Below are 22,570 nucleotides of genomic sequence, written 5' to 3'. Positions count from 1 at the left end.
GATGCGCCGCATCTGCGGGATCGCCAGCTCGTAGCGCCTCGGTGCGCCTCACGCCGTGCCTTCGGGCCCCACTACGCCGCCGGCTGCACCACGACCTGCGCGCCGGCCGGCGCGGTGGCCAGGCGGTGCCGGCCACCCACGCTGTCTGCACCGGCCGGCAGCCCGAACAGGTGGCCCTGCACCGTGGGGCAGCCCAGCGCGCGCAGCGTACGAAGCTGCTCGGCCTGCTCCACGCCTTCGGCCGTGACGTCCAGCCGCATGGTGTTGGCCAGCAGGACGACCGAGGCGATGATGGAATGCGTCATGCCGCCCGCCTGCTCGCGCAGCAGCGCGGCCGCAAACGACTGGTCCAGCTTGATGCGGTCGAACGGCAGCTCGCGCAGCTGTGCCATCGACGAATAGCCGACGCCGAAATCGTCGATGGCGGTGCGCACGCCCAGCGCGCGCAGCCGCTGCAGCGCCGTGCGCGCACTGCCGGCGTCGCGCGTCAGCGCGGTCTCGGTCACTTCGAGCTCCAGCCGCGACGGCGGCAGGCCCACCCGCTGCAGCACCTCCATGACCGACTCGACGAAGCGCGGCAGGGCCAGTTGCACGGGCGACACGTTCACGGCCACCAGCGTGTCGTGCGGCCAGGCCAGCGCATCGCGGCACGCGCGCTCCAGCACCCACATGCCGATCTGCACCACGATGCCGGACTCCTCGGCCACCGGGATGAAAAACGCCGGTGACAGGCGGCCGTGGCGTGGATGGCGCCAGCGCACCAGGGCCTCGTAACCCTGCACGCGCAGCGAGCCTGCGTCGCGCAGCCCCATGTATTCCACGTCGAACTGGTCCAGCTCGACGGCCAGCGATAGGTCGCTGACCATGGCCAGCCGTTCGCGCAGGCGGTCGCTCATGCCGGGCGCATGCAGGCGCAGCGCGTCGCGCCCGCCGTTCTTGGCCACGTACAGCGCGGTGTCGGCCTGGCGCAGCAGGTCGCCGGCCGTCAGCGCGCCGTTGGTCCAGGCCGCGCCGATGCTGGCGCGCACGTCGACGCGGTACTCGCCGATGCGCTCCTGCACGCGCAGGGCGTCGAGCACGTGGCCCAGGCGCCGCTCGATCTCGGCCTCGCAGCCTTGGGCGGGCAGGTGGCGCAGCACCAGCGCGAATTCGTCGCCCCCCAGACGCGCGAGTGCATCGCCACCCTGCGTGGCCTTGCGCAGGCGCCGCGCAACGGAGCACAGCAGCTCGTCGCCCGCCGCGTGGCCCAGGCTCTCGTTGACGGTCTTGAAGTGGTCCAGGTCCACCAGGGCCAGGGCCCAGCGGCCTTGCGTGGCCTGCTCCTTCTCGGCCTCGTCCAGGAACGCGCGGCGGTTGGGCAGGCCGGTCAGCGCGTCGTGGTGCGCCAGGTAATGCAGGTGGTACTCGCGCACGGCGCTTTCGGCCTCGCGGGCACGCGCGTCCGACACATCCACGCCCACGCCGCGCCAGCCGGTCCACGCGCCGTCGGCGCCCACCAGCGGCCTGGCGCTGAGCGCCCAGCTGCGCAGCTCGCCTTGTACGCGCGCTTCCATCACCAGGCCATTGAAAGGCTGGCAGACCGCCATCAGACGGCCCAGCGCGTGCGGGCCGACCTCGACGTCGCTGCCCACGCTGAGCAGACGCGCTTGCGAAAACAGCGTGCCCAGCGGCTGACCGAGCAGCTCGTCCTGGCTGCGACCGAGCAGCTCGCACAGCCGCACGCCCACGCGGGTGAGCTCGCCCGAGGGCCGGCTTTCCCACAGCCAGTCGCGCGCATCGGTTTCGAAGTCGCGCAGCAGCAAGCCGACGATCTGGCGCTCCTGTTCGGTGGCCTGCTCGGCCTCGATGCGCTTGACGAACAGGCGCGAGGCGAACAGCAGCGCCACGGTCAGGATGAAGGCGTAGCAGCACAGCAGCACGATGGTCATGCCCTGCGCCAGGAAGTCGAGCTGCGCCACCATGAGGCAGGCCGCCACCGTCAGGATCGCCAGCCAGATGAACGACAGCAGCGGCGTGGTGATGCCGACCAGCACGCCGGTGGCGATCAGGCCAGGCGTGTAGGCGCTCAGCAACAGGCGGCTGGCATCGTCACCCGCCAGCAGCGCGCCGCCGTAGATGCCCAGGCCGCAGACCAGCGCGCAGCAGGCGCACCACCCCGCCGACAGGTACATATCGCGCATGTCCAGCAGCTGGCCTGTGCGCTGCACCCGCCGCACGGTCAGCATGGCATGGCCGGCCCAGGCCAGGTGCGCGAGCACGAGGCCCGCCAGCCAGGGCAGCCAGGGCCGGCCGTGCACGAAGGGCCACAACGTGTAGAAGACGGCGCCGGCGGTGTAGACGTTGGAGGCCGCGAACCAGGGCACGACGCGCAGCAGGTTGCGCAGCTGTCCATTGAGCAGCGCAGCGCGGACCTGGGCCGTGGCGTCCGGCAAAGCCCAGCAGCCCCGCAGCCCAGCCCATTGCATACCTGTCGACTTGTCCACAGCATTCCTCTCGATTGAGGCAAAGGAATGCCGTGCATACCACAAAACACTTGGCGCTGCAGTCGCGACCGCGCCCAGGGCACATACGACGCGGCTGCAGACCCGGGCGTCTGCAGCCGCTGTCTGCCTGAAAGCCGGCGTTTTTTTAACTCACGATCCTGGTGGCGGCGATCGCGCGGGCACCGCCCTTCTTCACGTCCCTGGCCGGGATCACGCCTTGAGCAGATCCAGCAATGTGCGCGCCACGACCTTGGTCGCGCGGCGCAGGTCTTCCAGCACGATGTGTTCGTCGGCCCGCTTGGCGTTCGATTCCAGCACCGTGCGCGGCCCGGCGCCGTAGATCACGGCCGGGATGCCGCGCTCGCTGAACAGGCGCGCATCCGTGTACAGCGGCGTGCCCGAGGCCTCGACCGTCTCGCCGAATAGCTCGGTGGCGTGGCGGCACAGCGAATCGACCAGCGGTGCGTTGCCCGCCAGCGGCACCATGGAGCGGGCCAGCAGCAGGCGCTTGATGTCGACCTTGATGCCGACCTGCCCACTGGCCGCCTGCTCGATCAGCTGGCGCAACGCAGCCTCGACCGCCACGGGATCCTCTTCAGGAATCATGCGGCGATCCACCTTCAGCACCACGGTGCCGGGCACCACGTTGGTGTTGGTGCCGCCATTGATCTGGCCCACGTTGATGTAGCCGGAGTTGATGCCCTTCACCGCGCTCTTGGTCTTCTTGAGCTCACCGTTCTGGGCGTACAGCGCGGTCAGCACGCGGGTGGCGGCCTGCAGCGCATCCACCGCCGTCTCGGGCACGGCCGCGTGGCCCATCTTGCCGTGCACCGTCACTTCGAGCTGCAGGCAGCCGTTGTGCGCGGTGACGACCTGGTAGCTGAAGCCGGCGGCGATTTCGAGATCGGGCTTGGTGATGCCTTTGTCGAGCAGCCATTGCGGGCCGAGCTCGCCGCCGAATTCCTCGTCGTAGGTGAACAGCAGGTCCACGCCGCCCTTGAGCGGAACGCCAGCGGCTTCGAGCGCGCGCACGGCGAAGCTGAAGGTCGAGAAGTCGCACTTGCTGACGGCCGAGGCGCGGCCGTAGAGCTTGCCGTCCACCACCTCGCCGCCGTAGGGCTTGCGCGTCCAGCCTTCGCCGGGCGGCACCACGTCGCCGTGCGCGTTCAGCGCCACGACACGGCCGCCGTCGCCATATCGGCGCTGCACGACCAGGTTGGTAATGGACTCGAGGCCATGGGCTTTGACCGTCTCTGCCGGTACCTCATGCGTCTGGCCCTCGAAGCCGTAGCCCTTGAGCAGCTCGGCCGTGCGCAGCGCATGCGGCGTGTTGTTGCCGGGCGGCGTGTCCGTGGGCACCTGCACCAGGGCCTGCAGGAACTGCACCTGTTCGTCGAAATGCGCGTCGATCCATTGGTCGAGTGCGGCGTAGGAAGTGTTCGTGCTCATCGTGGTTCGCTCGCGAGTTGGTCAAGAAGGTGCTGGAACGCGCGCACGCTGAGTTCCATGTCGTGGTTGGTCGTCGATTCCAGCGGGTTGTGGCTGATGCCCGCGTTCTCGCCGCGCACGAACAGCATGGCCTGCGGCATGAGTTCGTGCAGCTTCATGGCGTCGTGCCCCGCCCCGCTGGGCATGCGGTACAGCGGCAGGCCCTGGGCTTGCACGGCGCGCTCCCAGCGGTCTTGCCAGATGGCGGCGCTGGGCGCGGCCGAGGCACGCATGGTCTCCTCGACCTTGTAATGCACACCGCGGCGTTCGCAGATGGATCGGAGCTCCGCCAGCACGTCGCGCTCGCAGGCGTCGCGGGCCTCGTTGGTGGTGGCGCGAATGTCCAGGCTAAACTTGCAGCGGCCTGGTATCACGTTGATCGAGCCGCTGGGCACTTCCAGCATGCCGACGGTGGCCACGAGGTTCGGCTCGCTGCCGCCACGCTTTTCCATGAACAGCACGAGCTCGGCCACGGCCGCCGCCGCGTCGCGCCGCCGGTCCATCGGCGTGGTGCCGGCATGGCTGGCCATGCCGATGACCTCGCCCACGTAGCGCACGCTGCCGTTGATCGAGGTGACGATGCCCAGCGGCAGATCCAGCTCGTTGAGCACCGGGCCCTGCTCGATGTGGACTTCGACGAAGCCTTGGTACTTGGCGGGGTCGCGCTTGAGCGCGGCGATGTCGGCTGGCGAACGGCCGGCGTGGCGGATGGCCTCGTCCATGGTGATGCCGTCGGCATCCTTCTGCGTGAGCCAATTCATGTCGAAGTCGCCCGTCAGCGCGCCCGAGCCCAGGAACACGGCCTTGTAGCGCTGGCCCTCCTCTTCCGCAAAGCCCACGACCTCGAAGCCGTAGGGCAGCCGCCGGCCCGCGCGGTGCAGCTCGCGCACGCAGGCCATGGGCACCAGGATGCCCAGGCGGCCGTCGTACTTGCCGCCGTTGCGCACGGTGTCGTAGTGGCTGCCGGTCAACAGGCGCGGTGCAGCGCGGTCCGTGCCGTGGTAGACGCCGACCACGTTGCCCACGGCGTCGATGTTCACTTCGTCGAAACCGCAGTCCTCGCGCATCCAGGCGGCCAGTTGCGCGGCGGCGGCGCGGTGTGCGTCGGTGAGGTAGGTGACGGTCAGCTCGCCGCGCTCGGCGTAGCCCGGGTCGCTGTGCGCGGCCAGCTGCTCGGCCCAGTCCCAGACCTGGTTGCCCAGGGTGGGCGAATGGCCGAACTTGTCGTCCAGCCGGATCTCGGCGATGCGGTGGATCGCGCGCAATGCCTCGGCGAACTCGTAGTCGGGGTGGTTCTCCAGCCGGCGCTGCACGGTGGCGATGATCTGCTGCTTGTTCAGCCCCGTGCCGCGCGGCCCGCGCACGGGCAGGATGAACGGGAAGTCGAAGCGCGCGAGGTAGGCGGTGTTGAGGCCGCTGATCAGCGCCATTTCCTCGGGCGTGCAGTTGGTCAGGCCGGCCTTGTTCTGCTCGTTGGTGGACTCAGCGGTCAGCGTGTTGGCGGCCATGGCCTTGCCCGCCAGCTCGGGGTGGGCGCGGATCAGCCCCAGCTGCCGCTCGCGCCCGGCATCGCGCACCGCTTGGGCCAGCGCCTGCTTGAGCGCGGCCAGCGAGGCGAACGGCCGCGCCGCCCAGGCCGCCTCGGCCACCCAGGGCGAGTGCTCGTACGTGCCCTCCAGCAGCGCCGTGAATTCGGGCTGCGTGGCGGCGTTGATCTGCTCCAAGGTCAATGGCATGTTCACTCCCAGACGAAGGCGGTTTGCGCATCGAAGGGATGCACGGTTTTCCAGTGGCGCGCGATGTCGATGCGCCGCGTGACCCAGACCCGGTCGTGCGCCTGCACATGGTCCAAAAAGCGCTGCAGCGCGCGCATGCGGCCGGGCCGGCCGAGCAGCCGGCAGTGCATGCCGATGCTCATCATCGCGGGGCGCTCTTCGCCCTCCGCGTAGTGCACGTCGAAGGCGTCGCGCAGGTACTCGAAGAACTCGTCGCCGTGGCTGAAGCCCTGCGGCAGCGCGAAGCGCATGTCGTTGCAGTCCAGCGTGTAGGGCACGACGAGTTGCGGTGCCAGTGCGCCGTCGGTCTTCTTGACCTGCAGCCAGAACGGCAGGTCGTCGCCGTAGTAGTCGCTGTCGTATTCGAAGCCGCCGTGGTCGGCCACCAGGCGGCGCGTGTTCGGGCTGTCGCGGCCGGTGTACCAGCCCAGCGGGGTCTGGCCGGTGATGCGCTGGATGATCTCCATGCCGATGCGCATGTGCTCGGCCTCGACCGATGCGTCCAGGTTCTGGTAGTGGATCCAGCGCCAGCCGTGGCAGGCGATCTCGTGGCCCAGCTCGACGAAGGCGGCCGTGACCTCGGGGCAGCGCTCCAGCGCCATCGACACGCCGAACACCGTGAGCGGCAGGCCGCGCTTCTCGAACTCGCGCAGCAAGCGCCACACGCCCACGCGCGCGCCGTATTCGTAGATGCCTTCCATGCTCATGTGCCGCGCCGGGTAGGACGCCGGGTTGAACATCTCGGACAGGAACTGCTCGCTGCCGGCATCGCCGTGCAGCACGGCGTTCTCGCCGCCCTCCTCGTAGTTCAGCACGAACTGCACGGCCACGCGGGCCTGGCCGGGCCATTGCGCATGCGGCGGGTTGCGGCCGTAGCCGCGCAGGTCGCGCGGGTAGCGGGCGGATGGGGCGGTAGTGGTCATGGTCGCTGGTTCAGGTTTTTGGCCGCAGCACGGTGGCCAGGTCGGGGGAGCGGGGGTCGAGGCGCAAGTTGCGTTCCACGCTGCTGATGTGCTGCTCCATCAGCCTGGCGGCAGCGCGGCCGTCGCGCCGTTCCAGCGCCTCGACGATCTCGATGTGTTCGGTCTGCGAATGCTCGGCCGAGTGGCCGGACTGGTACATGAGCGCGATGAGTTGCGAGCGCGATAGCAAGTCGGCGATCAGCTCGGCCAGCACTTCGTTGCCCAAGAGGCGCGCCAGCACGACGTGGAAGTCGGCCAGCAGCCGCGTGCGGCCCGGCACGTCGGCGCGGGCCACGGCATTGCGCTCCTCGCGCAGGTGGGCGCGCAGCTCGGCGATCTGCGCGTCGGTGATGCGCGCGGCCAGCTCGCGCGCCATGCCGCCCTCGACCAGGCGGCGCAGCTCGTAGACCTGGCGCGCCTCTTCGGCGCTCAGCGTGGCCACGAAGGCACCACGCGCGGGCAGCAGCGTGACGAGCCGGCTGCGGCTCAACTGGTTCAGCGCCTGGCGCACCACCGTGCGCGAAACCGAGAACACGTCGGCGATCTGCTGCTCCACGAGCTTGGTGCCGGGCATCAGGCGCTGCTCGACGATGGCGCTGGTGATCGACTCCACGATCTGGTCGGTGCTGCTGGGTGCCTCGCGCGGCAGGCGCACGGGCTCCATCAGGCGCAGGGTGGTGGCGGACTTGCGGGGCATGGCTGGATGGTACGCGGGATTGCCGATAAATGTATACAGGTAATCCCCTGTTTGCAAGCGGGTTGATGCCCGAAACGCGCCCAACAGCCACGAGTTTCACTGGGAGAACGCCTGTTCCTCCCAGCCCAAGGCGAGGTCAATAGTGAATACAGTGATGCACCGTTTTTGTCACCACCACTCGCCCTGCAGCCGTTGCTGCAGCCAGGCAATGAAGCCCGTGACCTTCTGCGGCACGAGCTTGGGCGAGGGAAACACGGCATGCATCTCCTGCGACGGCAGGCCGTGGTCGGGCAGCAGCGGCACGATGGCGCCATCGGCCACCGACTCGCGCGCCACGTACCAGGGAAGGATCGCCAGCCCCATGCCGGCGCGGCAGGCCGCCAGCACGGCCGACAGGTTGTTCGAGCGCAGCGGCCCCTTCACGGGCACCGACTGCTCTTCGCCGCCCGGCCCGTGGAACAGCCAGCGCGCATCGCCCTGCACGCTGCTGTAGACCAGGCAGGCGTGCCGGGCCACGTCGGCCGCGCAAGCAGGCGTGCCGTGCTGCGCCAGGTAGCCCGGCGCGCCGGCCAGCATCCACGGGTTGCTGCCCAGGTAGCGCGCGCCCAGCGAGGAGTCGGCCAGCCGGCCCATGCGCACGGCCAGGTCGATGCCCTGCTCCACCAGGTTCACGTAGCGGTCGTCGAAGCTCAGGTCGATCTGCAGCTGCGGATGCTCCTGCATGTAGCGCAGCACCAGCGGCACGAGCACGCGCCGGCCGAAGGCCACCGAGCTGCTGATGCGCAGCAGGCCCGTGGCACCGCTCTGCACCAGCGCGGTCACGTTCTCGGCCTCCTCGACCTCGCGCGCCACGAGCTTGCAGCGCTCGTAGTACAGCAGGCCGATCTCGGTCGGCGTGACGCCGCGCGTGGTGCGGTGCAGCAGCCGCGCGCCGAGCCGCCGCTCGGCCTCGGCCACGGCCTTGGTGGCGGTGGGCTGCGTCGTGCCCAGCTCGGCCGCAGCCTTGCTGAAGCTGGCGGTCTCCACGACGCGCACGAAGACTTGCATGGTCATGAGGTGGTCCATGCCGCGCAGTCTAGGGCCACGCATTCCATCCAGGAATAAGTCATATCCGGCCCCAGGCGTTCTCAAGCGCAGGCCCCGCCGCGACCATCACCCCCGGTTTCAAACACAAGGAGCAAACATGGCCAAGATGAAGGCAGCCCTCGCTGCCGTGCTGGTGATGGAAAAAGAAGGCGTGACCCAGGCGTTCGGCGTGCCCGGCGCGGCGATCAACCCGCTGTATGCGCAGCTGCGCGAACGGCAGACGATTGCCCACGTGCTGGCGCGCCACGTCGAGGGCGCGTCGCACATGGCCGAGGGCTACACGCGGGCCAAGGCCGGCAACATCGGCGTGTGCATCGGCACCTCGGGCCCGGCCGGCACCGACATGATCACGGGGCTGTATTCGGCCGGCGCCGACAGCATTCCCATCCTGTGCATCACGGGCCAGGCGCCGCGCGCCCGGCTGCACAAGGAAGACTTCCAGGCGGTCGACATCGCCTCCATTGCCAAACCAGTGACCAAGTGGGCCACGACGGTGCTGGAGCCGGCGCAGGTCCCGCGTGCGTTCCAGCAGGCCTTTCACCTCATGCGCTCGGGCCGCCCGGGGCCGGTGCTGATCGACCTGCCGTTCGACGTGATGATGGCCGAGATCGAGTTCGACATCGACACCTACGAGCCGCTCGCGGTCTACAAGCCCACGGCCTCGCGCAAGCAGATCGACAAGGCGCTGGAGATGCTCAACGCATCCGAGCGCCCGCTGATCGTGGCCGGTGGCGGCATCATCAATGCCGACGCGAGCGACCTGCTCGTCGAGTTCGCCGAGATCGCCGGCATCCCGGTGATCCCCACGCTCATGGGCTGGGGCACCATCCCCGACGACCACCCGCTCATGGCTGGCATGTGCGGCCTGCAGACCAGCCACCGCTACGGCAACGCGACCATGCTGGCGAGCGACTTCGTGCTGGGCATCGGCAACCGCTGGGCGAACCGCCACACCGGCAGCCCCGAGGTCTATTGCAAGGGCCGCAAGTTCATCCACGTGGACATCGAGCCCACGCAGATCGGCCGCGTGTTCGCACCCGACTACGGCATCGTCTCCGATGCGAAGGCCGCGCTCACGCTGTTCGTCGAAGCCGCCCGCGAATGGAAGGCCGCCGGCAAGCTGCGCGACCGCAGCGACTGGGCCGCCGAATGCCAGGGCCGCAAGCGCGACGTGAAGTACCTGCGCAAGACCAACTACGACAGCGTGCCCATGAAGCCGCAGCGCGTGTACCAGTGCATGAACAACGCCTTCGGCAAGGACGTGACCTACGTCTCCACGATCGGCCTGTCGCAGATCGCCGGCGCGCAATTCCTGCACATCTACGGCCCGCGCCGCTGGATCAACTGCGGCCAGGCCGGCCCGCTGGGCTGGACGGTGCCGGCCGCACTCGGCGTGCGCGCGGCCGACCCCACGCGCAAGATCGTCGCGCTGTCGGGCGACTACGACTTCCAGTTCATGCTGGAGGAGCTGGCCGTGGGTGCGCAGTTCAAGCTGCCCTACATCCACATGGTGGTGAACAACAGCTACCTGGGCCTGATCCGCCAGAGCCAGCGCGGCTTCGGCATGGACTACTGCGTGCAGCTCGCGTTCGACAACATCAACACGCCGAGCGACGAGGCCGCGCACGGCTATGGCGTGGACCACATCAAGGTGGTCGAAGGCCTGGGCTGCAAGGCCATCCGCGTGCAGCGCCAGGAAGAAATCGCACCCGCGATCCGCCAGGCCGAGGCGTGGATGGAGCAGTTCCAGGTGCCGGTCGTCATCGAGGTGCTGCTCGAGCAGGTGACCAACATCGCCATGGGCACCGAGATCGACAACGTGATGGAGTTCGAGGACCTGGCCGCCGACAAGGCCGATGCGCCCACCGCCATCGCGGCATCCATGCTGGATTGAAAGGACACAGAGAAATGCCCAAGTACGCAGCCAACCTCACGATGCTGTTCACCGAAGCGCCGTTCCTGGACCGCTTCGCCCTGGCCGCCCAGGCCGGCTTCGAAGCGGTCGAGTTCCTGTTCCCGTACGCCTTCCCGGCGCACGAGATCCGCCAGCGCCTGCAGGAGCACAAGCTGCAGCTCGTGCTGCACAACCTGCCGGCCGGCGACTGGGACGCGGGTGAGCGCGGCATCGCCTGCCTGCCCGACCGCGTGGCCGAGTTCCGCTCCGGCGTGGGCCAGGCCATCGAATACGCCCAAGTGCTGGGCGTGCCGCAGCTGAACTGCCTGGTGGGCAAGACGCCCGCCGGTGTCGACGATGCGCTGCTGCGCAGCACGCTGGTGCACAACCTGCGCTACGCCGCAGCCGAGCTGAAGAAAGCGGGCCTCAAGCTGCTGGTCGAGCCCATCAACTTCTACGACATCCCCGGCTTCTACCTGAGCCGCAGCGCGCAGACGCTGGCCGTGCTCGACGAGGTGGGCGCCGACAACCTCTACCTGCAGTACGACATCTACCACATGCAGCGCATGGAAGGCGAGCTGGCGGCCACGATGAGCAAGCACCTGGCCCGCATCGCCCACATCCAGCTGGCCGACAACCCGGGGCGCAACGAGCCGGGCACGGGCGAGATCAACTACCCCTTCCTGTTCGCGCACCTGGACCGTATTGGGTATCAGGGGTGGATCGGGTGTGAGTACAAGCCGGCAACGACGACGCAAGCTGGGCTGGGCTGGCGCAAGTGAGCTGATCCGCCACGGCCGTCACCCCTCTCCCCCAACCCCTCTCCCGCAAGGGGCGAGGGGAGCCAGAGCGCGCGGCCCTTCTTGCTCCCTCTCCCCTCGCGGGAGAGGGCTGGGGAGAGGGGGCCGCGCCACCAACAAACACTGAAAGACACCCGACAACATGACCTCCCCTTCCCCCCTGAAGATCGGCTTCATCGGCCTGGGCATCATGGGCACGCCCATGGCCAGCCACCTGATCCGCGGCGGCCACCAGCTCTATGTGCACACGCGCGGCAAGGTACCGCCAGAGATCGCAGAGTCGCGCGCCACGCAATGCACCTCGGCCCGCGGCGTGGCCGAGCGCGCCGACATCGTCATCACCATGCTGCCGGACACGCCCGACGTGGCGGCCGTGCTGTTCGGCGAAGGCGGCGTGGCCGAAGGCTTGTCGCGCGGCAAGGTCGTCATCGACATGTCCTCCATCTCGCCCGTGGAGACCAAGGACTTCGCGCGCCGCATCGAGGCGCTGGGCGCCGACTACCTGGACGCGCCCGTCTCCGGCGGCGACGTGGGCGCGAAGAACGCCACGCTGTCCATCATGTGCGGCGGCAAGCCCGAGGTGTTCGACCGCATGCAGCCCGTCTTTGCGCTGATGGGCAAGAACATCACGCGCGTGGGCGGCACGGGCGATGGCCAGACCTGCAAGGTCGCCAACCAGATCGTCGTGGCGCTGACCATCAACGCCGTGGCCGAAGGCCTGCTGTTCGCCGCGCGTGCCGGCGCCGACGCCGCCAAGGTGCGCGAGGCCCTGATGGGCGGCCTGGCCACGTCGCGCATCCTGGACATCCTGGGCGAGCGCATGGTGCAACGCAAGACCGAGCCGGGCTTCCGTATCGCGCTGCACCAGAAGGACCTGAACCTTGCGCTGTCGTCCGCCCGCACGCTGGGCCTGGCACTGCCAGCCACGGCCACCGCACAGCAGCTGTTCTCGGCCTGCGTGGCGCAGGGCGGCGCCGGGTGGGACCATTCGGCCATGGTGCGAGCGCTGGAGAATCTCTCGAACTTCGAGATCGGGCAGACCGCCTGACCGGTCCTCGGCACGGTGCTTGCGAGCGAGGTCTGTCGGCAGCGCCGGCAATCCGGTATACGATTTGCGACCTCACCCTCCCCCCAACGAAAAGGAAACGACATGGGCCACCTGAGCACCCACGTTCTCGACACGGCCAATGGCTGCCCCGCCGCCGGCATGCGCGTACTGCTGCAGCGCATCCAGGACGACGGCCGCGTGGACAACGTGAAAGCCCTCACCCTGAACGCCGACGGCCGCAACGACGGCGGCCCCCTGCTGGACGACAGCACCATGGCCGTGGGCCGCTGGCGCCTCGTGTTCGAGGTGGCGCCCTACTTCCGCGCACGCGGCGTGGCGCTGCCCGAGCCGGCCTTCATCGACACCGTGCAGCTGGACTTCGGCATCGCCGACGCCGACGGCCACTACCACGTGCCGCTGCTGGTCAGCCCGTTCAGCTACAGCACCTACCGGGGCTCCTGACGCCCGCTTCGTATGCGTCGCAAGGGTAACTCCGGATACTAAATATGGTCTATTCTGTATACGATTAGGCCCATAGGTCGCCGCGGGTCCCCTGCTTGACGGGGGTTGCGACCAACACACCTCACAGAACCCGCTGTGGTGGGGGAAGAAACGGCCGGCACTGGCCGCGGCTTCTCCCCCCTTGAAAAGTCCGCAGCCAGCGCGCGTCCAGACTCCAAGCCCCTAGGAGACATCCCGATGACGACGCCTGCTGTCCACCCCGTGGACGAACGCCTGCCCACCGGCCGCCTGACGGCGCTGGGCCTCCAACATGTGCTCGTGATCTATGCCGGTGCCGTCGCCGTGCCGCTGATCGTCGGGCGCGCGCTGCAGCTCACGCCGTCGCAGGTGGCGCTGCTGATCAGCGCCGACCTGTTCTGCTGCGGCATCGTCACGCTGATCCAGTCCTTTGGCATGACGCGCTGGTTCGGCATCAAGCTGCCCGTCATGATGGGCGTCACCTTCGCGGCGGTCGGGCCCATGGTGGCGTTCGCGCAGGCCATGCCGGGCGTCGAGGGCGCGCGCGCGATCTTCGGCGCCATCATCGGCGCGGGGGTGATCTCCATGCTGATCGCGCCCGTCATCAGCAAGCTGCTGCGCTTCTTCCCGCCGGTGGTCACCGGCACCATCATCGCCATCATCGGCATCAGCCTGATGCGCGTGGGCGTGGGCTGGGCCATGGGTGGGCCGGCCCACCTGGCGCAGACGGTGAACGCCGAAGCGCTGGGCCGCCTGGTCGACGCAACGCGCGCCGCCGCCCAAGCCAAGGGCGTGCCCATGGGCCAGCTGCTGGGCCCGATCCCGATGGTGGACAACCCCAACTACGGTGCGCTGGACACCATGGGCATCGCGGCCGCGGTACTGGTCTTCATCCTGCTGCTGGTGCGCTTCGGGCGCGGCTTCGTCGCCAACATTTCGGTGCTGCTGGGCATCGTGGCCGGCTGCGTCGTCGCCGTGGCCGTGGGCAAGATGGACTTCCACAAGGTCGCCGAGGCGCACTGGTTCGACTTCGTCACGCCGCTGGCCTTCGGCATGCCCACCTTCGACATCGTGATGATCCTGACCATGACGCTGGTCATGGTCGTGGTGATGATCGAGTCCACCGGCATGTTCTTGGCGCTGTCGGACATCACGGGCAAGAAGATCGGCCAGGCCGAGCTGGCCGCCGGGCTGCGCACCGATGGCCTGGGCACCGTGATCGGCGGCTTCTTCAACACCTTCCCCTACACCAGCTTCAGCCAAAACGTGGGCCTGGTCGGCGTGACGGGCGTGCGCAGCCGCTGGGTCTGCGTGGCGGCCGGCGCCATCATGGTGGTGCTGGGCCTGCTGCCCAAGATGGGCGCACTCGTGGAGAGCGTGCCCACCTTCGTGCTGGGTGGCGCAGGGCTCGTGATGTTCGGCATGGTGGCGGCCACGGGCATCCGCATCCTGTCGGCCGTGGACTTTCGCGGCAACCGCAACAACCTGTACATCGTGGCGCTGTCGATCGGCTTCGGCATGATCCCGCTGGTCGCGCCGCGCTGGATGCAGCAGATGGCGCACGGGTTGCACCCGCTGCTGGAGTCCGGCATCTTGCTCACGGCGATCGCGGCCGTGGTGCTGAACGTGTTCTTCAACGGCACGGGCGACAACACAGACGATGCGATCGAGGCCGCCAAGGCGGCCGAAGCGCACTGACCATCACGTTCCCAGGCGGCTTCGCCGCCTCCCCTTCTTCTGCCGCGCCAAGAGGGCGCCCCAGCGGCCTGGCGGAGAGAGCTGCGCGGGTGTTGCCAACTCCTAGAATGTCCGCTCGCTTGTCCAGGCGCCGAGCCGCGCACGCTGGCATGCCCCGCAACCAGGTGCGATGAGGAGCGTCTCATGGACGATGATGTCGAGCAGGCCCCGCCTGGGGCCGCAGGCCACATGGCGCAGCCGCTCACTTATGTGGCGGTGGGCGCGTCCGCCGGTGGCCTGGAGCCGCTGAGAGAACTGTTCGCGGCCGCCGTCCCCGATCCGCAGCTTGCCTATGTGGTGGTCACCCACCTGCCGATGGACCATGCAAGCTACCTGGCCGACATCCTGGGGCGCGCCGGTTCGCTGCCCACCTGCAACGCGCTGAACCACCAGCAACTGGAGGGCGGGCGCGTGTATGTCATGCCCCCGGGCAAGCTGATGGGGCTGCGCCAGGGCAAGGTGTTTTTCAAGCCGATGCCCGCGCTGCAGCGCCCCGCGCCCAAGCCGATCGATTTCTTCATGGATTCGATGGCCGAAGATGCGGGCGACCGCTGCGTCGGCATCGTCCTGAGCGGCACCGACCACGACGGCACGTTGGGGCTGAAGGCCATCCAGGCGGTCGGCGGGCTCACCATTGCGCAGTCGCCGGCAACGGCAGAGTTCCCGGACATGCCCAACAGCGCGATCAGCGCAGGCGCAGCAGATCTTGTGCTGAGCCCGTCCGCGGTGGCCTCCGCCTTGTCCGACTTCCTCGGCGCGCAGAACGCCGAGCGCGAGTTGGCCGAGCCGCCATCCTCGGATGCGTCGGCATCGGTCCTGCACAGCATCCTGGAGCTGGTCCTGGAGCGCACCGGTGCTGACTTTCGGCAGTACCGCCCCGGCATGCTGCAACGCCGGCTCAAGCGGCGCATGTCGGTCACGCGCTGTGCGCACGTCACGGAATATGTCGCCTTGCTACAGGGTTCTCTGACCGAAGCAGCGGCCCTGAGCGCCGAGTTCCTGATCGGTGTGACCGATTTCTTTCGCGACCCCGAGCTGTGGCAGACGTTGGCCAGCGAAACGCTGTCGCCGTTGATCGCGCAATGGCCGCGCGTCGACGCCACCTTCCGGGTGTGGACGCCTGCGTGCTCCTCCGGCGAAGAGAGCTACTCGATCGCGATGGTGATGCTCGAGCTGTTCGACCAGCACGAGGTCAGCGGCTTCGTGCAGGTGTTCGGCACCGACATCGATGGAGGCGCGCTGACCACGGCGCGCCAGGGCGTGTATCCCGACAGCATCACCTCCACCGTCTCGGCGGAGCGGCTGAGCCGGTTCTTCGATCGAAGGCGGGGCGAGTATGCGATCCGCAAGCGGCTGCGCGATGCGGTCACTTTCGCGCCGCAGAACCTGGTGCAGGACACCCCGTTCTCCAAGCTCGATCTGATCTGCTGTCGCAACCTGCTGATGTACTTCGAGCCCGCGTTGCAGGAGCGGGTGTTCCAGCTGTTTCACTTTGCGCTGAAGCCCGGTGGCCTTTTGTGGCTGGGCAAGGCCGAGTCGCTGGGGGCAGCCCACGCCGCGCTGTTCGAACAGGTGTCCGGCCCACTGCGCCTGTACCGGCGCCTGGGCGGCCAATCGTATTTGCCGCGCGGTTTCAGCTCCAGGGTGGCGCCGGCGGCCACGGTGTGGCACCACGGCGCGGCCACGCGCCTGCCGCCGCTGCCGGACCTGCTGCGTGAGCAGCTGGGGGGCCGCAAGGTGACGGCCGCCACGCTCGTGGACCGTGAGGGGCGCGCCCTGTACTTTGCCGGCGAGACGGCGCGCTTTCTGGAACCCTCGGGCGAGGCGACGCTGGAGCTGCTGCGCATGCTGCGCAAGGAGCTGCGGCCATCGGCCCGCATCGTGCTGCGACAAGTTGCCGAGGGAGAGCCCATGGCCAGCCGCAGCCTGGCGCTGCCGACGCGCCGCGATCCCTCGATCCGCCAGCACGTCGACCTGCACGCACAGCGCATCGACCGCACCGAAGCCAACGGCATGCAGCTGGTGACCTTCTCCGTCAAGCCGATGGACCACACCGCCGCCACCGAGGCGCACGACTTCGACTGGCAGACGCTGGAAGCGCAGGTCCTCGAGAGCCAGCAGGAATTGTCCATGGCGCTGGAAGACGCGGAGCGCACGAACGAGCAGCTGCGCATTGCCAACGAGGAGGCGTCCGCCCTGTACGAAGAGGTGCAATCGTCCAACGAGGAGCTCGAAAGCTCCAAGGAGGAGTTGCAGGCGCTGAACGAGGAACTGTCCACCGTCAACGCCCAGCTCGAAGACAAGGTGGCCGAGACCCAGCTCAACACCGACGACCTGCGCAACCTGCTGGACAGCACCCATGTGGCAACGCTATTGCTGGACCGGGACCTGCGCCTGCGCCGCTTCACACCATTGGCTGGCGAGCTCTTTCGCCTGCGATCGGGCGACGAAGGCAGGCGGCTGAGCGACATGGCTGCGGAGGTGCACGACCCGGCGCTGTTTCGCGATGCGCAGGTGGTCTTGCGCGAAAACGAGGCGGTGGAGGCGGAGGTGACCGGGCTGGGCGAGACGGTCTGGCTACGCAGGCTCTTGCCCTACGTGGGACACAACGGCCGCACCGAGGGCGTGGTGGTCACCTTCGTGGACATCACCGTATTGCGGGTTGCGGCCCGGCAGATCGGCCAGTTGACCGCGATGCTGGACGACTCGAACGACGCCATCTACAGCTGCGGGCTGGACGGGCGCATCCTGTCCTGGAACAAGGGCGCAGAGAAGATCTACGGCTATTCGAGGGACGAGGCCCTGCATTTGACGGTGGACCAGCTTTCAAGCCATCGGGCACCCGCCGGGGCGGCGGATGCGCAAGCGCTCGCCCACGCCATCGCACATGGCTCCGTCGGTGCCAGGGACGTCGAGCGGCGGACCAAGGGCGGCCGCACGGTGACCGTGTCGATGTCGGCCACGGCACTGCGCGAGGGCCTGGGCGTCGTGCATGCCGTGCTGTTCACCGAGCGCGACATCTCCGAGCGGCTGCGTACGGAAAGCGAGATCCGCTTCCGACGCCTGGCCGACGACATTCCGGCGCTGTTGCGTGTCGAGGATGTGCGCGGCCGCACCGCGTTCGTCAACCGCGGCTGTGTCGCGTTCGTCGGCCGCAGCAGTGAACAGCTCGTGGGCGAGGGTTGGCTGGAGTTCGTGCACACGCAGGACAGGCAGCGCTACCTGGACGAGTACGCGGCGGCGCGGGCAGAGCAGCGCCAATTGGACAGCGACATCCGCTTGCAGCGCCACGATGGCGCCTACCGGTGGATGCGCTCCATGAGCGTGCCGCACGTGGATGCGGCTGGCGGCTTCGCAGGCTATGTGGCGTTGATGGTGGATGTGCAGGACCGCAAGCAGGCCGAGTTGCAACTGGTCGAGGCCGACCACCGCAAGGACGAGTTCCTGGCGATGCTGGCGCACGAGTTGCGCAATCCCCTGGCCCCCATCCGCAGCGCCGTGACCATCCTGGGGCGCCTGGGGCTGCCGGATGCCCGGGCGGCGTGGGCCTTGGGCATGATCGACCGGCAGGCCGAGCTGATGGCCAAGTTGCTCGACGGCCTGCTGGACGTGGCGCGCATCTCGCGCGGCAAGCTGACGCTGGACAAGGCACCCGTGGAGCTGATGGTCGTCGTGCAGCGCGCCGTGGAGATCGGGCAGGCCTCGATCACCGCGCGCCAGCAGGCCTTGACGGTCCATGGTGCCGACGACGTATTGGTCGAGGGCGACCTGTTGCGGCTCACGCAGGTGTTCGCCAACCTGCTGAACAACGCGTCCAAGTACACGGACGAGCGGGGGGCGATCACGCTGTGGGTCGAGCCGGCAGGCGACCAGGTGTGCGTGCGGATCGAGGACAACGGTGCCGGCATCTCCAGCGAGATGCTGCCGCGCGTGTTCGACCTGTTCTCCCAGGCCGATACCACGCTGGACCGTGCGAAGGGCGGCCTCGGGCTGGGCCTGACGCTGGTGCAGCAACTGGTCCAGCTCCACGGCGGCACGGTGCAGGCCGAAAGTGCAGGCCTCGGCATGGGCAGCACGTTCACCGTGTGCCTGCCGATGCTCGCGCGCCGCGCGCCCCAGCCCGGCGATGCAGGCGCCCCGTCCGACCGGGCGGGTCCACGGTCCATGCGCGTGCTGGTCGTAGACGACAACGTGGATGGCGCCGACAGCCTGGCCCAGGTGCTCGGGTTCGATGGCCACGAGGTCCACGTCGCCTACGACGGCCACGAGGCCGTGCGCATGGCGGCCGCGGTGCGGCCCGACGTGGTTGTGCTGGACATCGGCCTGCCCGGCATGGACGGCTACCAGGTGGCGCGCGTGCTGCGCGGCGCTGCAGCGACGTCGGCGGTCACGCTGGTCGCCCTGACCGGCTATGGCCAACCCGAGGACATCGCCAGGGCGACAGCCGCGGGCTTCGATCGCCATCTGGTCAAGCCCGTCGATCCCGACGTGCTGTCGCAGATCGTGGCCGGCGCACCGCCCTTGGGTGGGCGGTTGCAGGGCTGAAGCGCAACGCGCCTGGATGGAGCGAGCATCGGCCCTGCGGGCCAGGGCCGGTGGGTGCGAGAAGCATGGTGCGAACCGATCACGGCGTCGGCAGACGTGTGCATCCCCGCTCGCGGCGGATGGTCGATGGCGCGCGCTCCAGCAGGCCACGTCAAGGCGCTACCGGCTCCGGCCACACTCCCTTTGTATTTACACACTAGATTCAATGTTCGTCCAGTAAATGCCTGGGCGACCGTCGTTGGAACGGCAGAAATATCGCTGCCTATGTTCGCCAGCGTACAGACGCAGGCATTCGGGTGTGACGCATCGGTAAATACCATCCAACGAGAATCGTGACGGTATTTCTTACAGCTTGGCACGCGTGTCGAAAAAACAAGCTCAGAAAACGTATTCATTTCAACGACACACAGAAAATAAATCACGATGGCATCAAATATGCATGGGCGTTTGATGAGTTCGTGCACATCGCTCGATGCTCGTAGCGCCACACTCGGCGCTTAAATGGGATATTCGATGAACACCCACAGGCAAACGAAGCACCATCTGCCAGGCCGTATTTTTGACCGCTGGCGCTCTGGCCTGACGGTCTGAACGACGCGAGCAGCTCGCCCCCACTGCGTAACCATCCCAACCACCTTGCGACACCTTCATACACCAAAAAAATGTCCAAATACAAGCTTGCTTTCAAGACCGGAATTATTGCTTCCAGTATGGCTGCTGTCGTCGCCCATGCTGCCGTCATCGGTGGCATCGACTTCAATGGCTCCTTTGTCAACGCGCACCTGGAAACAGCAACGATTGCGCAAACCTACGTGAATGGAAATGGGCAGAGCGCAATCGGCTACGGCGTGATTTCGACCGTCAACGGAGCCGATCGCCTGGACTATTGCGCCACCCCTGGCTGCAGCCTTTATTACGTGGCCACATTCAGCAATTCACAGGCATTCAGCGGCGCTTACGTTGAGTTTCTGGAGACTGCGGTTTCGGTGTACTACGCCGACGTGGGTTTCAACCTCTTGAGCCAGAGCTCCAATCAAAATCTAAGCCTGATCCAGGGGCTGACGCCATGGCTGACGCTGGTCGGCCATAAAAATCTCGGCGGCTTGGCATCGCCCCAAGCCGAGGGGAATGGCTCAGGCATTTTGACGGGGGAAACTCTCTCCGGGTCCGGGTACGGATTGTTCGACGTCAATACGCTGGGGCCCGGTCTTGCCGATGTCATTTCCAAACTCAATGGCAACAGCGAGCAGGACGCAATCGGTGGCTTTGCCGACACGACCCTGACTTCGTCCTTCAACAATTCGGTGCTGAACAGGTTCGACGAGGAGAACGGCACCGCAGCCGGCTGCAAAAACGGAACGGCTGTCCAAGGGGCATGGTGCTACCAGGGCTCGTCGACGCTTCGCGGACAGTTGGCCGCGGAAGTCCCGGAGCCCGGCTCGCTGGCTTTGCTCGGCCTGGGGCTGGCAGGTCTTGCCGCGGCACGCCGCCGCACACGCGCTTGAGGGCGCTTCGACGCTGAAGATCAACCCGGCCTCGGCCGGGTTTTTTGCTGTCAGGTCAGACGGCACCATGATCGGCCACTGCGCGCAGGCCTCATGGCGCGCCGGCATCCGACAGCAGCACCACCGTCTGCCCCTGCGTGCCGCAGCGCTGCACCGTCACCCAGCCCGTCAAGGTCTGGCCGTCGCGGCGGCGGCTGTGCACCAGGCCGCGCCACTGGCCGTCGGCCTGCAGCGCGCGGCACAGGTCGTGCAGGAAATGCCGGCCGTTGGGCGCCAGGTCGAAGCGGCGCACGTCCACGCCCAGCAGTTCGTCGGCCGCGTGGCCGGTGATGCGCAGGAAGGCCGGGTTGACCCACAGCACACGCTGCTGCGCGTCGAGCACCATCTGGCCCTCGCCGCTGCATTGCTGCGCGAGCGCGGCCAGGCGCGACTGGGCGTCGGCATGGCGGCGCTCGATGGCGGTGGCGGCCAGTTGCGCGGCGTGGGCCAGCGCGGTGGCGTCGCCCGCGCTCGGTGCGCCGGGCGCCTCGCGGTAGGCCACCAGCACGCCCAGCAGCATGCCGCCGGCACCGAGCACGGGCGTGGACCAGCTGGCGCGCAGGCCGGAAGCGGCCACGGCCGCGGCGAACGCCGGGTCCGCCTCGGCCTGGGCCAGGCCGTCGACCATCAGCGTGCCGCTGCGCTGCGTGGCCAGGCCGTGGCGGGCGGCGTCGCTCAACGGCAGGCCGTCCAGGGCGGCGGCCAGCGCTTCGGGCAGCGAGGCCGCGGCGGCCAGGCGCAGCCGGTCGGCACCGGGTTCGCGCACCAGCAGCGCGCTGCGCAGCGTGGGCAGCATGTCTTCGGTGCCGCAGACGATCGCGCCCAGCACGCTGTCCAGGTCGGCGGCGGTGGGCAGGCTGGCCTGCACGCGCTCGCGCAGCCGCGCGCACTGCTCGGCGCGGCGGCGCTCGGTCACGTCGCGTACCAGGCCGAGCACGCAGGGCTGGCCCTGGTGCAGGCTGGGCCGCACCTGCAGCTCGATCCAGACGGCCTCGTCGCCGCAGCGCGGCAGCAGGCGCAGCCGGTAGCTGCGGCGCGTGGCCTCGCCCTGCGGCAGGTGGTTGGCCAGCCGGTGCTTCCACAGCGCCAGGAATTCCGGCGCGATGACGTCCTCGAAGCCCAGGCCCAGGAAGGCCTGCGCGTTGTAGCCCAGCAGCGCCGGCAGCGCCGCATTGGTGGCCAGGAAGCGGCCGCCGCGGGCCACGAAGACACCGTTGTCCAGGTGGTCCAGCAACGCCTGGTGGCTGGCCTCGCTCGCCGCCAGCGCCTCGCGCAGGGCCGTGCTCTCGGTGCCGTCGCGCCAGCGCACGAGCAGGCCCATGCAGGTGCGGCCCGCATACCAGGGCGTCACGCGGCGCACGAAGACGCGCCCGTCGTGCAGCGCGAAGGACTCGGTGGGCGGTAGCGTCGCGTGGGCGATGTCCTGCCCAACGCGGTCCAGAAAGCGCGTGGCATCGACCAGCTGGCGCGCCATGTAGGCCCGCACGGCGTCGGCCGTGCCCACCGACAGCAGCGTGGACGGCAGCTGCCACAGGTCGGCGAAGCGCTCGTTGCAGCGCACGATGCGGCCCGCCAGGTCCAGCACCACGCAGCCGTCGGGGCCGCTGGCCAGCGCGGTCTCCAGCAGGCCGTCCAGCGCCGCCGGGCTGGCCGGGGCCGCGGGCGCTTCCGGTCCCGCAGGGGCTTCGCAGGCAGGCATCAGGAAGGCGGAAAGGGTCTCGAAAGGCATCGCGCGTCTCCTGGTCGGGGCGATGCAGCGGCCGGGGCGGGCGCATCGAAGACCTGGATTGAGCCGCAGCCGGTGGCCGCGAATGTGATGCGAATGTGTCGCGAACCACAGGCTTTGCGACACCGTTGCGCCACGATGTGCGGGGTCTCGCGTCGAACAATGGCGGCATCGGATCACACAACGGTCCGGCCCCCGCAACGACTTCACGAGGCCCACCATGCGCACCACTTCCAAGTTCATCCTGGCTCTGTCCACCGCCCTGGCCATGGTGGCCCCGGGTGCCCAGGCCGCTGGCAACATGG

At 68.4% G+C, this 22,570-nt stretch carries 14 protein-coding genes; 7 read left to right on the top strand and 7 right to left on the bottom strand.

Annotation, left to right across the window (positions count from 1 at the left end; genetic code table 11):
• Positions 1 to 71: 71 nt before the first annotated feature.
• The 6 genes from ASF43_RS11480 to ASF43_RS11455 all read right to left on the bottom strand — a co-directional run bounded on the left by ASF43_RS11480 (position 72) and on the right by ASF43_RS11455 (position 8,470).
• Entirely contained in the window at positions 72 to 2,483 is a 2,412-nt protein-coding gene (locus ASF43_RS11480; RefSeq protein ID WP_156373282.1) for a bifunctional diguanylate cyclase/phosphodiesterase, read from the bottom strand.
• Between the two features lie 210 nt (positions 2,484 to 2,693).
• The gene (locus ASF43_RS11475) at positions 2,694 to 3,932 is read right to left on the bottom strand and encodes a M20/M25/M40 family metallo-hydrolase (RefSeq protein WP_056180679.1); all 1,239 of its coding nucleotides are present in this window, start codon (positions 3,930 to 3,932) and stop codon (positions 2,694 to 2,696) included.
• Positions 3,929 to 5,707: a 2-oxo-4-hydroxy-4-carboxy-5-ureidoimidazoline decarboxylase gene (uraD, locus tag ASF43_RS11470; protein WP_056180730.1), complete on the bottom strand. Its 1,779-nt coding sequence runs from the start codon at positions 5,705 to 5,707 to the stop codon at positions 3,929 to 3,931. The genes ASF43_RS11475 and uraD overlap by 4 nt, the downstream gene beginning before the upstream one ends.
• A 2-nt stretch (positions 5,708 to 5,709) precedes the next feature.
• A complete protein-coding gene (gene puuE, locus ASF43_RS11465) occupies positions 5,710 to 6,669 on the bottom strand; it encodes an allantoinase PuuE (RefSeq protein WP_056180676.1) in 960 nt (319 codons plus the stop codon).
• Between the two features lie 10 nt (positions 6,670 to 6,679).
• Positions 6,680 to 7,405, bottom strand: a complete 726-nt coding sequence (locus tag ASF43_RS11460; protein WP_056180672.1) for a GntR family transcriptional regulator — start codon at positions 7,403 to 7,405, stop codon at positions 6,680 to 6,682.
• 168 nt (positions 7,406 to 7,573) lie between these two features.
• Entirely contained in the window at positions 7,574 to 8,470 is an 897-nt protein-coding gene (locus ASF43_RS11455) for a LysR family transcriptional regulator (protein ID WP_056180669.1), read from the bottom strand.
• Positions 8,471 to 8,588: 118 nt separating this feature from the next.
• On the opposite strand from ASF43_RS11455, the gene gcl reads away from it, so the two are divergent.
• The 7 genes from gcl (at position 8,589) to ASF43_RS31685 (ending at position 20,500) form a co-directional block, all read left to right on the top strand.
• Positions 8,589 to 10,385, top strand: a complete 1,797-nt coding sequence (gcl, locus tag ASF43_RS11450; protein WP_056180666.1) for a glyoxylate carboligase — start codon at positions 8,589 to 8,591, stop codon at positions 10,383 to 10,385.
• Between the two features lie 14 nt (positions 10,386 to 10,399).
• On the top strand, positions 10,400 to 11,167 hold the full coding sequence (gene hyi / locus ASF43_RS11445; protein WP_056180662.1) for a hydroxypyruvate isomerase: 768 nt from the start codon (positions 10,400 to 10,402) through the stop codon (positions 11,165 to 11,167).
• Between the two features lie 160 nt (positions 11,168 to 11,327).
• Positions 11,328 to 12,233, top strand: coding sequence for a 2-hydroxy-3-oxopropionate reductase (locus ASF43_RS11440; protein WP_056180656.1), 906 nt, complete (start codon positions 11,328 to 11,330; stop codon positions 12,231 to 12,233).
• A gap of 102 nt (positions 12,234 to 12,335) precedes the next feature.
• On the top strand, positions 12,336 to 12,695 hold the full coding sequence (gene uraH, locus ASF43_RS11435) for a hydroxyisourate hydrolase (protein ID WP_056180653.1): 360 nt from the start codon (positions 12,336 to 12,338) through the stop codon (positions 12,693 to 12,695).
• Between the two features lie 237 nt (positions 12,696 to 12,932).
• A complete protein-coding gene (locus ASF43_RS11430; RefSeq protein ID WP_056180649.1) occupies positions 12,933 to 14,411 on the top strand; it encodes a nucleobase:cation symporter-2 family protein in 1,479 nt (492 codons plus the stop codon).
• 183 nt (positions 14,412 to 14,594) lie between these two features.
• Positions 14,595 to 18,995: a CheR family methyltransferase gene (locus ASF43_RS11425; protein ID WP_056180645.1), complete on the top strand. Its 4,401-nt coding sequence runs from the start codon at positions 14,595 to 14,597 to the stop codon at positions 18,993 to 18,995.
• 662 nt (positions 18,996 to 19,657) lie between these two features.
• The gene (locus ASF43_RS31685) at positions 19,658 to 20,500 is read left to right on the top strand and encodes a PEP-CTERM sorting domain-containing protein (RefSeq protein ID WP_082497791.1); all 843 of its coding nucleotides are present in this window, start codon (positions 19,658 to 19,660) and stop codon (positions 20,498 to 20,500) included.
• 91 nt (positions 20,501 to 20,591) lie between these two features.
• Here ASF43_RS31685 and ASF43_RS11415 read toward each other — a convergent pair whose 3' ends face one another.
• Positions 20,592 to 22,268, bottom strand: a complete 1,677-nt coding sequence (locus tag ASF43_RS11415; RefSeq protein ID WP_056180641.1) for a PAS domain S-box protein — start codon at positions 22,266 to 22,268, stop codon at positions 20,592 to 20,594.
• Positions 22,269 to 22,570 lie beyond the last annotated feature (302 nt).

Source organism: Pseudorhodoferax sp. Leaf267 (assembly GCF_001422405.1).
Taxonomy (GTDB): domain Bacteria; phylum Pseudomonadota; class Gammaproteobacteria; order Burkholderiales; family Burkholderiaceae_C; genus Pseudorhodoferax.
Note: the sequence above shows the minus strand (reverse complement) of the source record. Positions and strands in the feature narration are given on the sequence as shown.